Here is a 15310-nt window from a genome sequence, read left to right on the forward strand (position 1 = left end):
GTTCTCACTTCAACTGAGAACTCATTGTCGGGAAGTGGGGACTCGCGGGTGGGTCAGCGGGCCTTGCGGACCAGGTAGGGCGGGATCGTGCAGCCGCGCAGGGCGTCCGCGTCGATCGTCTCCGGGCGGTACGGCAGGGTCGCCAGCCGCTCGATCATCCGCGCGGTGGTGTTCGCGTCCTCATCGGCAATGCCGAACAGGAACGCCCACTCGTGCTCGTCGGAGCCGTAGTACACCGTGGTGCCGAAGATGTCGCCGAAGCGCTTCATCGACCGGATGAGGGTCTCGTTGCGCCACATCGTCGGGCAGCCCGCCTGGCACACCACGACACCGCCGTCGGCCAGCACGGCCCGGCAGCAGGTGAGGAACTCCTCCTCGTAGAGGCGGTTGTGCTGGGCGAACTCCGGCCGCTCGTCGGGCAGGTCGACCAGCACGATGTCGTACTTGGCGCCGTCGGCCTCGGCCTGGGCCAGGAACTCCCAGCCGTCGGCGTAGTGCACCCGGACCGGGCCCTCGCCCTTGACCGCCGCCGAGAGCTCCTCAGTGGTGTAGCCGTAGGGCAGGTGCTCGGCGCACAGCTCGACGGCCTGGCGGTCGATGTCGACGTGGTCGACGACCGACGCGCCCGCCGCCACCGAGATCTGGCTGACGACGCCCTCGCTGGACCCGACGACGAGCACGCGCTCGAGCTTGCGGGCCAGCAGCAGCGCGGGCACCAGCAGCGCCTCGTGGTAGGTCAGCTGGCTGAACTCGGTGCTCTGCCGGTCGTTGTCGCAGAACAGGCTGACGCCCTGGTGGGTCCTGCCGATCACCAGGTGCTGGAAGTCGGTGTCGGTCTCGACCAGGACCTCGGGCATCTCCCAGACGCGGGTCATGCCTTCGGCGAGGGGTTCAATGATGGTGTTCATCGGGCGGGCTCCGCGGGAATCGGGTTTCCCCGGTGGATGGTGTTGATCCGGGCCTCGAGCGCGCCCAGGCGGTCGCGCAGCAGGGCCACGGCGAGTTCGGGGTCGGCGGTCTCGCCGCAGGTGAAGATGTCGAGGAACATCGACCCGATCTCCGGGTAGGTGTGGATCGACGCGTGGGACTCCGAGAGCAGCGCCAGGACGGTCACGCCATGGGGCTCGAACTGCTTGGACACGACGTCGCAGATCGTCGCGCCCGCCTTGCTCAGCGAATCCTCGAGTGCCTGCCGCAGGAAGCTCAGATCGTCGAGCACCAACGGATCGACGCCATCGAACTCGGCGAGCACGTGTCGGCCTGCGAAATAGCCGACGCCCAGTTCGGGCGCAGGGTCGTACGACATCTGTCTAACCTCCTGCGGGGGTGATCAGCCGACGAACAATGTCGGCAGAGGCGGAAATCCGTTGAATGACACCGACGAGTAGCTCGCCGTATAGGCACCCGCGTCGAGGATGTCGACGTGGTCGCCCGCCCGTAATGCCAGCGGGAGACTGTAACTGGTGTGCTGATAGATGACGTCATCGCCGTCGCAGGTCGGCCCGGCGATGATCACCGGCCCGTCCGGTGTCGCCGGATGCGGTGTGAGCAGCCGATATGCGATGTATTCGTTCTCGGTTTCCGCCAGTCCCGAGTAGCGGCCGATGTCGAGGTACACCCACCGGTGGGTGTCCGTGTCGGACTTTCGTGAGACCAACACCACTTCGCTTCTGATCACACCGGCCGTCGCGACGACCGCGCGGCCCGGTTCGATGAGCAGTTCCGGGGCGGTGTCGAAGTGCTCGGCGACGGCCGCGCGGATCGCGGCGGCGTGCACTTCGAGCGGGGGAGCGGGAGTGGCGTAGCCGGTGGGGAAGCCGCCGCCGATGTTGAGCGCGCGCGTCGGCACCCCGCACTCGTCGAGCGCGCGGGCGATCCGGGCGGCCTCGGCGATGCCCGAGACCCAGGCCGCCGGGTCGGTGTGCTGCGAGCCGACGTGGAAGCAGGCGCCGTCGGCCGACAGCCCCAGATCGGCGGCGCGGGCCAGCAGCCGGATCGCCATATCCGTGTCACAGCCGAACTTTCGGCCGAACGGAGTACCCGACTGCGGGGCGTCGACGATGAACCGGCACGACACCCGGGCACCTGGGGCCAGCACGGCCAGGTTCTCCAGGTCGCCCTCGGAGTCGAAGGTGAAGCGCCGCACACCCAGGCCGTAGGCGTAGGCGATGTCGGCGGCCTTCTTGATCGGGTTGCCGTAGGACAGCGACTCCGGCGCCGCGCCCTGGGCCAGACACAGGTCGATCTCGCCGGTGCTCGCCACGTCGAAGCTCGACCCCTCGGCGACCAGCGCCCGGACCACCTCAGGGGCCGGATTCGCCTTCACCGCGTAGAAGACCGCCGCCTCGGGCAGCGCGGCCCGCAGCGCCCGGTAGTTGGCGCGGACCACGTCCAGGTCGATCAGCAGGCACGGCGTCGTCGGCGCGTGATCATCGAGATACGCGCGAAGCCGGGTGGGGACGTCCGGCGCCGACAGGGGAGCGTCAAGCACGGCGTGCACTGTAATACCCGGGCTACCAGCGAATCGATGACGTGGCCGTCGTCGCGCCCGGCATGGTGGCCGTACCATCCGGGCGCGGCGGAGCCGCTTCGAACGCGCGGTGACCGGGCGTTCACCGCCCGATGCCGGTCAGCGACCGGACTTCCATCTCCTTCTGCTTGGGCGAGTCGGCTTGCTCCTTGCTCAGCACGGTGCCGAAGAAGCCGCAGAGGAACGACACGGGGATCGAGACGATGCCCGGGTTGGTGAGCGGGAACAGGTGGAAGTCGACGCCGGAGATGATCGACGTCGGCGCCCCGGACACCACGGGGGAGAGGAACACCAGCAGCAGGCACGAGCCCAGCCCGCCGTACATCGCCCACAGGGTCCCGTTGGTGTTGAACCGCTTCCAGAACAGCGAGTACAGCAGCGTCGAGAGGTTCGCCGACGCGGCGAACGCGAACGCCAGCGCCACCAGGAACGCGACGTTCTGGCCGTTGGCGAGGATGCCGCCGACGATCGCCAGCACGCCGATCACGACCGCGGTCAGCCGGGCGACCTTGACCTCGGCGACCGGGTCCGCCTTGCCCTTGCGGAAGATGTTGTTGAACACGTCGTGGGCGAACGAGGCCGACGCGGTGATCGTGAGCCCGGCGACGACGGCGAGGATGGTCGCGAACGCCACCGCCGCGACGATGCCGAGCAGCACCGTGCCGCCGATCTCGAACGCCAGCAGCGGCGCCGCCGCGTTCTCCCGCCCGGTGGCCGAGAGGATCCGCTCGGAGCCGACCAGCGCCGAGGCGCCGTAGCCGATGATCAGGGTGGCGCCGTAGAACACCGTCATCGCGCCGACCGCCCACACGACCGAGCGGCGGGCCTCGGTCGCGTTGGGCACGGTGTAGAACCGCATCAGCACGTGCGGCAGCCCCGCGGCGCCCAGGACCAGCGCCAGGGCCAGGGAGATGAAGTCGAGCGTGGCGGTCGACGTGCGGCCGTACTGGGCGCCGGGGTCGATGACCCGGGTGCCGTTGGAGTTGTTGGCGGCGGCCTGGTCGAGCAGCGCGGTGATGCTGAAACCGAACTTGCCCAACAGGAACACCGTCATCAGCACCACGGTGAGGATCAGCAGCGTCGCCTTGATGATCTGCACCCAGGTGGTGCCCTTCATCCCGCCGACGAGCACGTAGAAGATCATGATCAGGCCGACTACGGCGATGACGAGCGCCTGCCCGCCCTTGCCCTGAACGTTGAGCAGCAGCGCGACGACCGCGCCCGCGCCCGCCATCTGGGCGAGCATGTAGAACAGCGAGATCACCAGCGTCGAGGTCGCCGCCGCGGCGCGCACCGGCCGCTGGCGCATCCGGAACGCGAGCACGTCGCCCATGGTGAACCGGCCGGTGTTGCGGACCAGCTCCGCGATCAGCAGCAGGTTGACCAGCCACGCGACCAGGAAGCCGATCGAGTAGAGGAAGCCGTCGTAGCCGTTGATGGCGATGGCTCCCGCGATCCCCAGGAACGACGCGGCGGACAGGAAGTCGCCGGACAGGGCGATGCCGTTCTGCGGGCCGGTGAAGCGCCCGCCCGCGGCGTAGTAGTCGGCCGTGGAGCTGTTGCGGGTGCTGACTTTGTAGACGACGTAGAGGGTGATCAGGACGAAGGCGGCGAAGACGATCGTGTTGAGGACCGGGTCGCCGACCTCGCTCGCGGCGAGGTTCGTCATCGGGCGTCGACCCCCGCCTTCACCCGGATCCGCTCGACCTCGGGGTCGATCCGGGTTCTTGCCCACCGCACGTACCAGGCGGTGATACCGATGGTGGAGGCGAACTGGAGCAGGCCCAGCACGAGGGCGATGTTGACCGAGCCGAACAGCCGGATGCTCATGAAGTCCTTGGCGTAGGCGGCAAGCAGGACGTAGGCGAGGTACCAGACGAAGAACAGCGCGGCCATCGGGAAGACGAACCGGCGGAACCGGGAGCGCAGCGCGGTGAACTCCGGACTGGCGTGGATCGCGGCGTAGTCGGGACCGGCGGGCGGTCGGGGCTGACCGGCCGGGGTGGTGATACCGCCGAACGTCGCGGCGCGCTGACCGCGTGCGCGCACAGGGGGCGGGATGACCTCGGTCATTGCATTCCTCCGTCACTGCTGTGGCAGGCGAGTGGCAAGCGTCGAGTGACTCGCGTCGGGTGAAAGCGTCGGTTCCTTCGGCTGCGATCGATATCGCGCCGAATGGTCGCGCGCCCGTCGCCGCAATGCGGGACCGGGCCGCGTCATACTAACCACGACTCGGCCGATCGCCTAATGATCCGGTTTAATTCGGAGCGCGGATCACGGAACGATAGCGACGGGTATTGGATACGGCCTGGTTCTGGGATTCACACGACCCGGTGAACCGGGTGATCACGCGCCGTGGTCGTTGTGGCTCACGGCAGGGTGATGGTCACCGATCGTGGAGTGATCACGGCCCAAAGTGGAGGTCACACGGGCGCGCTGGACGGCATAGTTGCAGGTAGAACCAAAGAGCGGCGCCCGCGACAAGATCGCTGGGCCGGTAGAGAGTCAACGTAACCCGATCGAGCGATTAAGCTTCCAAATGCCACGCGATGTGTGACTAAATGCTGTGCCAAGGGCTCCGCAGTACCGCCGCAAAAGCCTTGTTTCGGCTGTTTATGCAGGTCAGTCCGGTCGTGTCGGAAAAGGTTGATGATCGCCTGATCGCAGGTACGCTGTGCTCTCAAGTTCTCGCCGAAGTCGCCGATGTCCGGGGAGGGACGTCGCGACGCGATTCGGTTGACGCGTTCGGTGAGTTGTCCCAGTGGATGTGGTGACCTGCATGTGGTTCCCCGTTGTGCCCTGTGCTGTCCGGGATTCGTGGTGGAAGGAGAACGGCGCGGTGAGGCTGTTATTCCCACGGCGACCAGAGTCCGTCGCGGAGGAGTGCGAGTGACCGAGATCGTGTCCAATCCCGACTCCCCACCCGGGGTGAGGCGTTCGCGCTCCGCCCCCGGCGGGTCGGTGCTCCGCCAGTGGCGTGACTGGAGAATCCCGGTCAAGCTCGCGGCGGTCACCCTGGTCCCCGCCCTGTTCGCGATCGTGCTCGGCGCCCTGCAGATCGGTTCGCAGATCGACCGCGCCGACACCTACAAGCAGATCGACCGGCTCGTCACCGTCAACGACACCCTCCACAAGACCGTCACCTGGCTGCAGCGCGAGCGCACCAAGGCCGCGGTCCTGCTGACCTCCGGCTCCCGTGAGATCGCCTTCGAGGTGCTCATCGAGCAGCGGCAGGCCGACAGCGCCCGCGACGCGCTGATCAAGGCCGCCGACGGCCTGTCCTACGCCAACCAGACCACCGGCGCGCGCTACGCCGACGTCCTCACCCGCTTCGGCGAACTCGACGTCCTGCGCGGCCGGGTCGGCGCCAGGGAGATCGACGGCCCCACCGCGCTCGACGGTTACACCCTGGTGATCCGCTCGCTGATCGCCTTCGACCGCGCCGCCGCCGAAGAGGTCGCCGACCCGGCCCTGTCCGGCACGGCGGGCGCGCTGCACGACCTCGAGGCTGCGAAGGAAGAGGTTTACCACCAACAGGGTCTGGTCGGCATCGGCCTCGCCCGCGGCGGCCTCACCAGCCAGGAGTTCGACGCCCTGCGCGCCTCCGACGCCCGCCTCGGCGACCGCACCGCCGACTTCCGCGCCCTGACCGACCCGGCCCAGCAGGCCGAGTACGACCGGACGCTGACCGAGGCCGACCTCAACTCCCGCGCCAACCTGGTCCAGCTCGTCCTGGGCGGCCGCCAGGGCGCGGCCCCGCCGATCAGCGCGCAGGACTGGAACGCCGCGAGCGAACTGGTCTCCGGCAAGCTAAGCGCCGTCAGCGCCACCCTCGGCGCGCAGATCAAGAACGGGTCCGCCGCGCTGCAGGACTCGGCGAGCGACGCGGCGGGCATCGCCTCGGTCGTGCTGATCCTCGCCCTCGTGCTCGCCGCGGCGATCATGTTCGTCATCGGCAGGCAGCTGCTGGGCTCGCTCAGCGTCCTGCGGCGCGGCGCCCTCGACATCGCCGAACGCGGCCTTCCCGCCGCGGTGGCACGGATCCGTGACGGCAAGGACCCGGTCGTACCCACCGTGGACCCGGTGGCCGTGGCCACCGCCGACGAGGTCGGCCAGGTCGCCAGGGCGTTCGACGCCGTGCACCAGGAGGCCCTTCGGCTCGCGACCGAGCAGGCAGGCATGCGCGCCAACTACGCGGGCGTGTTCGTCAACCTCTCCCGCCGCAGCCAGGGACTCGTGCAGCGCCAGCTGCAGCTCCTCGAGCGGCTCGAACGCGACGAGGAGGATGCCGACCAGCTCGCGACGCTGTTCCAACTCGACCACCTCGCCACCCGGATGCGGCGCAACAACGAGAACCTGATGGTGCTCTCCGGCAGCGTCGCCGGTGAGCACCAGGCCCGCCGCGCCCAGCAGCCGGTGAGCCTGTCAGACCTGCTCCGTGCCGCCGTCTCGGAAGTCGAGCAGTACCAACGGGTCGTCATCACCGCGCCGCCGACCGTGCTGGTCGTGGGCTACGCCGTGGGCGACCTCGTGCGGCTCACCGCCGAGCTGCTCGACAACGCCGCCGCGTTCTCCGCGCCCGCCACCCAGGTCGTGATCTCCAGCCACCACACCGAAGGCGGCACCGTCCGCATCGAGGTGTGCGACCGCGGCATCGGCATGAAGCCCGACGAACTGGCCGAGGCCAACGGAAGGCTCGCCGAGGACGGCGTCGTGGACGCCACCACGTCGCGCCGGATGGGCCTGTTCGTGGTGGGGCGGCTCGCCGCCCGCCACGGCGTCAAGGTGCGGCTGCGGCCGGGGACACCGTCGGGTCTGCGGGCGACGGTCATCGTGCCCGCGGAGCTGGTCACGTCCAATGTGGTCGAACTGCCGGGCAGGCCGGTCACCGAGATCCCCCCGGCGCCGGGCAACGGCCACCACGGCCCCGACGGCGGTGCGCCCACGGGCAACCCGCCGCGGACCAACGGGTCACAGGTCAACGGCTCCCACGTGAACGGGTCCAAGGTCAACGGAGCCAACGGCACCAACGGGTCCAACGGGTCCAACGGGTCCAACGGGTCCAACGGGGACGGGGACGGCGACGGGGACGGCGACGGCGTGGTGCTCGCGGTGACCGCCACGGGACGCGAGGCCGAAGACCTGACGGCGGCGCTGACGAGCCTGCTCGACCCGGACCGCGTGGCGCATTTCCCCGCGTGGGAGACGCTGCCGCACGAGAAGCTGTCGCCGCGGTCCGACACGGTCGGGCAGCGCATCGCCGTGCTGCGACGTCTCGTCCACCCGGACGTGGCCCAGCGGGAAGAGGGCGGCGGGGGCAAGGGCGGGGCGCTGGACGTCGTCGTGACGCCGATCCGCGCGGTGCTCCAGCCGATCGTGTCCGGGCTCGCCGACCTGGAGCCGGTGCGGCTGGTCTCCGGCGAGGACGCCGACATGGACGACGCCGTTCGCGCCCTCGTCGAGGCCGGATACCACCGCGTCGACCTGGTGGAGAAGCGCGGCGAGATCGCGGTGCGCGGCGGGATCCTGGACGTGTTCCCGCCGACCGAGGAGCATCCGCTCCGGGTGGAGTTCTGGGGCGACACCGTCGAGGAGATCCGCTACTTCAAGGCCGCCGACCAGCGTTCGCTCGAAGTCGCGCAGGACGGCCTCTGGGCGCCGCCGTGCCGCGAGCTGCCGCTGACCGACGAGGTCCGCGAGCGGGCGAAGCTGCTGGCCGAGGAGCATCCGGCGCTGGAGGAGATCCTCGCCCGGATCGCGGGCGGCGACACCGTCGAGGGCATGGAGGCGTTCTCGCCCGTCCTCGCCGAGAGCATGGAGCTGCTGACCGACCTGCTGCCGGACGGCTCCGCGCTGCTGGTCTGCGAGCCGGAGCGGATCCGCACCCGGTCGGAGGAGCTCGTCCGGACGAGCCAGGAGTTCCTTGAGGCGAGCTGGGTCAACGCCGCCGCCGGGGGAGAGGCGCCGATCGACCTCGGCGCCGCCGCGTTCCGGTCGCTGGAGGAGGTCCGCGCGCACAGCACGGAGCTGGGGCTGCCCCGGTGGAGCGTGACAGCGCTCAATCCCTTGACGGCGAGCGGAGCGAGCGCGGGGGGTACAGGGGGGTCGTCCCCCCTGAATGATGGGGGTGACGCGCTGAGTCTGGGCGTGCGGCCCGCGGAGGCGTACCGGGGCGACACGATGCGGGTCGTCGGCGACGTCAAGGGCTGGATCGACGGCGGGTGGCGCGTCGTGATGGTCACCGCCGGGCACGGTCCGGCGGAGCGGCTCGTCCAGCTCGTCGGGGAGGAGGGCGTCGGCGCGCGGCTCGCCGATCTCGACCAGGCGCCGGGACCGTCGGTGGTCACCGTCACGACGGGGCTGCTGGACAGCGGGTTCACCTGGGAGTCGGTCAAGCTGGCGGTGCTGACCGAGACCGACCTGTCCGGGCAGAAGTCGTCCACCAAGGACGCGCGGCGGATGCCGTCCCGGCGGCGCGGCGGCATCGACCCGCTCCAGCTCAAGGTCGGCGACTACGTCGTGCACGAGCAGCACGGCGTCGGACGGTACGTCGAGATGGTCAGCCGGACGGTGCAGGGCGCCACCCGCGAGTACCTGATCCTGGAGTATGCCAAGAGCGACCGGCTGTTCGTCCCGACCGACCAGCTCGAAGAACTCACCCGCTACGTCGGCGGCGAGGCGCCGAGCCTGCACCGGCTCGGCGGCGCCGACTGGCAGAAGGCCAAGTCCCGCGCCCGCAAGGCCGTCAAGCAGATCGCCGGGGAGTTGATCCGGCTGTACTCGGCGCGGATGGCGAGCCCCGGCCACCCGTTCGGCGCCGACACCCCGTGGCAGCGGGAACTGGAGGACGCGTTCCCGTACGTGGAGACGCCCGACCAGCTCGCCGCGATCGACGAGGTCAAGCTCGACATGGAGAAGCCCGTCCCGATGGACCGGCTGATCTGCGGCGACGTCGGCTACGGCAAGACGGAGATCGCGGTGCGGGCGGCGTTCAAGGCCGTCCAGGACGGCAAGCAGGCCGCGGTGCTCGTCCCGACGACGCTGCTCGTGCAGCAGCACCTGTCGACGTTCACCGAGCGGTTCGCGGCGTTCCCCGTCGTGGTGAAGCCGATCAGCCGGTTCCAGTCGGACAGGGAGGTCGACGAGACGCTGCGCGGCATGGCCGAGGGCACCGTCGACGTCGTCGTCGGCACGCACCGGATCCTGTCGTCGCAGACCCGCTTCAAGAACCTCGGCCTGGTCGTCATCGACGAGGAGCAGCGGTTCGGCGTCGAGCACAAGGAGGAGCTGAAGCGCCTCCGGACGCAGGTGGACGTCCTCGCGATGTCCGCGACGCCGATCCCGCGGACCCTCGAAATGGGCCTGACCGGCATCCGGGAGATGTCGACGATCCTGACCCCGCCGGAGGAGCGGCACCCCGTCCTGACGTTCGTCGGCCCGTACGAGGAGAAGCAGATCGCGGCGGCGATCCGGCGCGAGCTGCTGCGCGAGGGCCAGGTGTTCTTCGTCCACAACCGGGTCCGGTCGATCAACAAGGTCGCGGCGAACCTGGCCAAGCTCGTCCCGGAGGCGCGGATCGGGATCGCGCACGGCCAGATGAACGAGCACGAGCTCGAAAAGGTCATGGTCGACTTCTGGGAGAAGAACTATGACGTCCTGGTCGCGACGACGATCGTCGAGTCGGGCCTGGACGTGCCGAACGCCAACACCCTCATCGTCGACCGCGCCGACATGTACGGCCTGTCGCAGCTCCACCAGCTGCGCGGACGCGTCGGCCGGGGCCGGGAGCGCGCCTACTCCTACTTCCTCTACCAGCCGGAGCAGCCGCTCACCGAGACGGCGCACGAGCGGCTCGCGACCCTCGCGCAGCACACCGAGGTCGGCGCCGGAATGTACGTCGCCATGAAGGACCTGGAGATCCGCGGCGCGGGCAACATCCTCGGCGCCGAACAGTCCGGGCACGTCGCGGGCGTCGGGTTCGACCTGTACGTCCGGATGGTCGGCGAGGCCGTCCGGGACCTGAAGGAGGGCGGCGCCCGCGAGCCCGAGGCCGTCGAGACGAAGGTCGAACTGCCCATCGACGCGCACCTGCCGCACGAGTACGTCCCCGGCGAACGGCTCCGGCTGGACGCCTACCGCCGCATCGCCGCGATCACGTCCGAGGACGAGATCGCCGCCGTCCACGACGAGCTGAAGGACCGCTTCGGGCCCCTGCCCGTCCCCGTGCTGAACCTCCTCGAAGTCGCCCGCTTCCGGACGAAGGCCCGCCGCGCCGGGCTCAGCGACATCACCGTCCAGGGCAACTTCATCAGGTTCACGCCCGTCCACCTGCCCGACTCCAAGCAGGTCAGACTCCAGCGCATGTACCCGAAGAGCATCCTCAAGCCCGCGACCGACACCCTCCTGGTCCCAGCGCCGAAGACGGCCCAGATAGGCGGCCGCCCCCTCCGCGACCAGGACCTACTCCGCTGGGCGACCGACCTCCTCAAGGCGCTGTTCCTGGAGGCGCCGCCGGCTTCGGGCAGCCGGTAGTCTGGCGCGACCCCCAGCCGATCACGATGGGCTCATCGCGAGCCGATGAAGACGAGACGAGGAATCCGTGCCCGGTAGATCCGTGAGAGTCGCGGTGGCCGCCGTGGTGGCGGCCGGTGCGCTGGCCGGCTGCGGTGGGTCGCAGAAGCCCGGCTCCGCCGCGCTCGTCGGCGACGACCGCATCACCGTCACCAAGCTCAGCCAGACCGTCCGTGACTGGCGGGAGCAGTTCAGGGCGGACCCCGCGGCCAACGAGCTGCGTGCCGGGGCGGGCAATCCGGTGCGGCAGCTCGCCGGGGACTCCGAGTCCGACCTGCGCGGCGCGCTCACCATGATGATCAACTTCCGGGTGGGGCGCGAGGTCGCCGAGCGGGCGGGCGTGAAGGTCACCGAGGCGCAGGTGGACGCCGCCGTGCGCCTGCTCGACCAGGAGACGAACCAGAAGCTGCAACGGCCGCCGGGCACGCCGGGCGGGGCGGTGTCGACGACGCTGGACAGCGGCCTTCCCCGCGCGTACACCCGTGACCTGGCCCGGCTCGTCGCCACGCAGATCCTGGTGACGCAGGCCGGACGGCCCTTCGTGGAGCTGTTCCCGGCCGCCGCGCACGGCCTGGACATCGAGGTCAACCCGCGCTACGGGACCTATGACCCGGCCAAGCTCGAACTCGGGCCCGTCCGGAGCCGGCTGTCCAGCCCCGATTCGGGTATCTGAGGCGCATGGGCCTGACACTGCTCGCGACCACCCACCGGGTGGCCCCGGGCCTGTTGACGTGGCGTGCGTGGGACGCGCTCAGGTCGGCGTCGGCGGTCCGGGTGAGGGACGGGCATCCGCTGCTTCCTTCGCTTCGCGATGCCGGGATCGTTCCCGAGATCGTGGACGAGCCCGACGCGGCCCGATTGGTCGCCGACGCGCGGCGGGCGGACGTCCTGTGGGTCGCGGCGCCGGACGGTGACGAGCCGCTGATGCGCGAGATCGGCCAGCTCGTCGTGGACGACGCCGCCGAAACCCCGCTGGACGTGGAGGTGCTGCACGGGTCGTACGACCTGCCCGGCGCGCGGCTGCTCGACCTCGTCTCGGTCATGGACACGCTGCGCCGCGAATGCCCTTGGGACCGCAAGCAGACCCACACGACGCTCGTCCCGTATCTGCTGGAGGAGGCGTACGAGGTCCTCGACACGATCGAGGCGGGCGACTACGGCGCGCTGCGCGAGGAGCTCGGCGACGTGCTGATGCAGGTGGCGTTCCACTCGGTGGTCGCCGCCGAGCGCGACGACGACACCGCGTTCACCATCGACGACGTGGCGGGCGCGATCGTCGACAAGCTCGTCCGCCGCCATCCGCACGTGTTCGGGGACGTGACCGTCTCCGGCGCCGACGAGGTCAACGCCAACTGGGAGCAGATCAAGGCGGCCGAGCGGGCGGAGAAGAGCGGCGCGGACGCGTCGGCGCTCGACGGCGTGCCGATGGGGCAGCCCGCGCTGTCGCTGGCCGCGCAGCTCCAGCGCCGCGCCGCGCGGATGGGCGCCCCGTCCGGCCTCGCCGAGGATGCCGCAAAGGCCGATGACGTGGGCGGACGCCTTTTCGCGCTCGTCCGGGAGGCGGCGGAGCGGGGCGTGGACGCCGAGTCGGAGTTGCGCGCGGTATCGCGGGTATTCCGCGATCGTGTCCGATCATGGGAACGGCAGGAGCGGGGATAACGGCGCGACTGATTCGCGAGGTATCTACCCGAATATCGTCGATGGGGTAGTACGGCCGGGGAGGCGCGTCTACTCTGAGCGCGTGTCGGCTGGGGCTGATGGTGATTCCGAGGAGCCCGTAAGAGCTCAGGGCGTCCCGGTGGGCGACGGCGCCCGCACGCCGCCGCGGCGCAGGTCCCGCCGGGTTTTCACCGCGTCCACGACCCGTGCCGAGAAGGCCCGCGCGCTGCGCGGGCTGATCTCGCTCGGCGGTCTCGCGGGCGGGCTCGTCGCGCTGATGCTGCTCCCCACCACCTGCGCCGCCGGGATCGGCGCGCGCGACGCCTCCGACTGGTTCCTGCGCGAACCGCAGGGGCTGACGACGTCCGGCATCCCGCAGCGTTCCACGATCCTCGACGCCAACGGCCACACCATCGCGACGTTCTTCTACCAGAACCGCGTGGACGTCCCCATGGCCAAGATCGCACCCGTCCTCCGGATCGCGGTGCTGGCCATCGAGGACAGCCGCTTCTACCACCACGGCGCCATCGACGCGCAGGGCACGCTGCGGGCGCTCGCGAGCAACCTCGGCAGCGGGCAGGTGACGCAGGGCGGCTCCGGGATCACCCAGCAGTACGTCAAGAACCTGCTGATCACCCAGGCCGACTCGGCCGACGAGCGGGCGGAGGCGCAGGAGGTCACGGCGGCGCGCAAGGTCCGCGAGCTGCGGTACGCGGTCGCGCTGGAGAAGCGGTTCAGCAAGGACGAGATCCTGCGCCGCTACCTCAACATCGCCTACTACGGCGACGGCGCGTACGGGATCGAGGCCGCGTCCAGGCACTACTTCTCCAAGCACGCGTCGGAGCTGAACCTCGCCGAGGCGACGCTGCTGGCCGGTGTCATCCGCTACCCGTACGCCTACGACCCGACCCAGCATCCGGGTGCGGCACGTGAGCGGCGCAACACCGTCCTGAACCGGATGGCCGAGCTCGGCTGGATCGACCGCGCCACGGCGCAGTCCACCGCGAAGCTGCCGATCAGGCTGAACGTGGACGACGTCAAGAGCGGCTGCGTGACGAGCAAGGCGCCGTTCTTCTGCGACTACGTCCAGCGGGAGATCCTGACCAACCCGGTGTTCGGCGAGACGGGCGCCGAACGGGAGAAGCTGCTCAAGCGCGGCGGCCTCACGATCCGCACCACCATGGACGCGCGGGCGCAGAAGGCCGCGCAGCGCGCGGTGAACGCGCACGTCCCGCCGCGGAACTCCGCGCACAAGGCGGCGGCGGAGGCGATGGTCGAACCGGGCACCGGCGAGATCAAGGCGATGGTCGTCGACCGGCGGCTCGGGCCCGACAAGGAGCGTGGCAAGACCTGGATCAACTTCGCCGCCGACGCCAGCCACGGCTCCAGCATCGGCATGCAGGCCGGGTCGACGTTCAAGGTGTTCACGCTGGCCGCCGCGCTGGACGAGGGCATGCCGTTCGGCACGCGGCTGATGGCGCCGCGCGAGTACACGCCCGTCGGGTACCGCAACTGCAAGGGGCAGCGCGTCGGCGACCCCTCGGTGTCGCTGGGCAACGCCGCCGACGGTGAGGGCGGCAAGCAGTTCAGCATCGTCACCGGCACCCAGCACTCCGTCAACACCTTCTTCCTCGCGCTGGAGAAGGAGGTCGGGCTCTGCGACACCGTCAAGATGGCCGAGCGGCTCGGGATGCGGAAGTCCGACGGGGAGCGGCTGGAGCAGGTCCCGTCGTTCACGCTCGGCTCCAACCCCGTGTCCCCGCTGCGGCTCGCGGCGGCGTACGCGGCGTTCGGCGCGCGCGGCGAGTACTGCAAGCCGATCGCGATCAGGACGATCAGGGACGCGTCCGGACACCGGCTCAAGGTGCCGCCGCGCGAATGCGACCAGGTGATGGACAAGGGCGTCGCGGACGCCGTCAGCCATGTGCTCAGCGGCGTCCTCACCAAGGGCACGGCCCGCGGCATGGGCCTCGGCCGCGACGCCGCCGGGAAGACCGGCACCGTCGACGACTACTCCGCCGCCTGGTTCGCCGGGTACACCCCGGACCTCGCCGCCGCCGTCTGGGTCGGCGACCCGCGCGGCGGCTACAAGTACCCGATGGACAGCCTCTGCATGGACGGCCGCTGCTACGGCACCGTGTACGGCGCGACGATCCCCGCGCCGATCTGGAAGCAGAGCATGCTCGGGGCGCTGTCGGCGACGTCGTCGTCGTCGTTCGTCCGGCCGCCGTCGCGTTTCTTCAGCAAGGGGTCGGGCGAGGACAAGGTCAAGGTGCCCGACGTCCGCGGGATGAAGCCGGACGAGGCCGTCAAGAAGCTCCGCGAGGCCGGGTTCAAGGCCCGCGTCGTCGGCGAGCCCGTCGAGTCCCGCGAGTACGAGAAGGGGACCGTCGCCGAGATGAAGCCGGGCCCCGGCGACGCCGAACCCGACGAGACCATCGAGCTGCGCGTCAGCAAGGGCCCGGGCCCAGGCCCCGGTGACGGCGGCCGCGGCGGCGGCGATCCGACGTTCCCGCCCTTCACCCCGCCGCCGGCCTTCCCGAACGTCCC

The 15310-nt window shown here is 70.3% G+C and carries 8 protein-coding genes and 2 pseudogenes; 5 read left to right on the plus strand and 5 right to left on the minus strand.

The window, feature by feature from the left end; all coding sequences use genetic code 11:
* Window positions 1-53 precede the first annotated feature (53 nt).
* The 5 genes from ACRDSQ_RS12850 to ACRDSQ_RS12870 form a co-directional block, all read right to left on the minus strand.
* A complete protein-coding gene (locus ACRDSQ_RS12850; RefSeq protein WP_431421202.1) occupies window positions 54-908 on the minus strand; it encodes a spermidine synthase in 855 nt (284 codons plus the stop codon).
* Window positions 905-1306: an adenosylmethionine decarboxylase gene (speD, locus tag ACRDSQ_RS12855; RefSeq protein WP_431421203.1), complete on the minus strand. Its 402-nt coding sequence runs from the start codon at window positions 1304-1306 to the stop codon at window positions 905-907. Before speD ends, ACRDSQ_RS12850 begins: the two co-directional genes overlap by 4 nt.
* Window positions 1307-1330: 24 nt before the next feature.
* Window positions 1331-2500, minus strand: coding sequence for a type III PLP-dependent enzyme (locus ACRDSQ_RS12860; protein ID WP_431421204.1), 1170 nt, complete (start codon window positions 2498-2500; stop codon window positions 1331-1333).
* A gap of 112 nt (window positions 2501-2612) precedes the next feature.
* On the minus strand, window positions 2613-4199 hold the full coding sequence (locus ACRDSQ_RS12865) for a solute symporter family protein (RefSeq protein ID WP_431421205.1): 1587 nt from the start codon (window positions 4197-4199) through the stop codon (window positions 2613-2615).
* Window positions 4196-4603: a DUF485 domain-containing protein gene (locus ACRDSQ_RS12870; protein ID WP_431421206.1), complete on the minus strand. Its 408-nt coding sequence runs from the start codon at window positions 4601-4603 to the stop codon at window positions 4196-4198. The genes ACRDSQ_RS12865 and ACRDSQ_RS12870 overlap by 4 nt, the downstream gene beginning before the upstream one ends.
* A gap of 630 nt (window positions 4604-5233) precedes the next feature.
* Here ACRDSQ_RS12870 and ACRDSQ_RS12875 point away from each other — a divergent pair.
* From ACRDSQ_RS12875 to ACRDSQ_RS12895, 5 genes and pseudogenes are all read left to right on the plus strand, one after another.
* Window positions 5234-7360: pseudogene (locus tag ACRDSQ_RS12875) on the plus strand (sensor histidine kinase); the annotation flags it as partial.
* A 273-nt stretch (window positions 7361-7633) separates the two neighbouring features.
* Window positions 7634-11062 (plus strand): annotated as a pseudogene (mfd, locus tag ACRDSQ_RS12880) (transcription-repair coupling factor); the annotation flags it as partial.
* A gap of 82 nt (window positions 11063-11144) precedes the next feature.
* A complete protein-coding gene (locus ACRDSQ_RS12885; RefSeq protein ID WP_431421208.1) occupies window positions 11145-11774 on the plus strand; it encodes a hypothetical protein in 630 nt (209 codons plus the stop codon).
* Between the two features lie 5 nt (window positions 11775-11779).
* Window positions 11780-12760, plus strand: a complete 981-nt coding sequence (locus tag ACRDSQ_RS12890) for a MazG family protein (protein ID WP_431421210.1) — start codon at window positions 11780-11782, stop codon at window positions 12758-12760.
* 82 nt (window positions 12761-12842) lie between these two features.
* On the plus strand, window positions 12843-15310 hold a 2468-nt coding region (locus ACRDSQ_RS12895), incomplete at its 3' end, for a penicillin-binding protein (protein ID WP_431421211.1).

Origin of the sequence: Actinokineospora sp. (assembly GCF_050699995.1) — a bacterium.
Taxonomy (GTDB): Bacteria; Actinomycetota; Actinomycetes; order Mycobacteriales; family Pseudonocardiaceae; genus Actinokineospora.

Excerpts from the sequence above, each read along its gene's own strand:
- ACRDSQ_RS12850 (WP_431421202.1), bottom strand. The coding sequence starts at position 908 with ATGAACACCATCATTGAACCCCTCGCCGAAGGCATGACCCGCGTCTGG.
- speD (WP_431421203.1), bottom strand. The coding sequence starts at position 1,306 with ATGTCGTACGACCCTGCGCCCGAACTGGGCGTCGGCTATTTCGCAGGC.
- ACRDSQ_RS12865 (WP_431421205.1), bottom strand. The coding sequence starts at position 4,199 with ATGACGAACCTCGCCGCGAGCGAGGTCGGCGACCCGGTCCTCAACACG.
- ACRDSQ_RS12870 (WP_431421206.1), bottom strand. The coding sequence starts at position 4,603 with ATGACCGAGGTCATCCCGCCCCCTGTGCGCGCACGCGGTCAGCGCGCC.
- ACRDSQ_RS12890 (WP_431421210.1), top strand. The coding sequence starts at position 11,780 with ATGGGCCTGACACTGCTCGCGACCACCCACCGGGTGGCCCCGGGCCTG.